This is a genomic window from Bartonella sp. AA81SXKL, assembly GCF_042196945.1.
Taxonomy (GTDB): domain Bacteria; phylum Pseudomonadota; class Alphaproteobacteria; order Rhizobiales; family Rhizobiaceae; genus Bartonella.
In genome coordinates, this window is record NZ_JBHIRH010000139.1 from 685 (window position 1) to 929 (window position 245).

The 245-nt window shown below is 38.8% G+C and carries 1 protein-coding gene; it reads left to right on the forward strand.

What is annotated here, in order from left to right:
* Window positions 1-245 (forward strand): TonB-dependent receptor domain-containing protein (locus ACFINZ_RS10135; RefSeq protein ID WP_375701443.1); only part of this gene is annotated, 245 nt, incomplete at both ends.

The window sequence follows — 245 nt, forward strand, 5'->3', positions numbered from 1 at the left end:
ATCTATTAGGTAAAGACAATTGTCATTTGAAAGAATATGCACAGGGATGTGCCTTTTTGCCTGCTAATCGATCAGATTCACCGGATACAAACAGCTACAATTTTGGTTTTGCTTTGGAAAATCAAATTGGCTTTGCCGATGATCATTTCCGCGTGGCACCTGGGGTTCGTTATGATTGGTATAAGCACATTCCTCAAAAAACATCCTCTTATGAAAAAGCTCTCATTTCTGACAAATATCCTCCA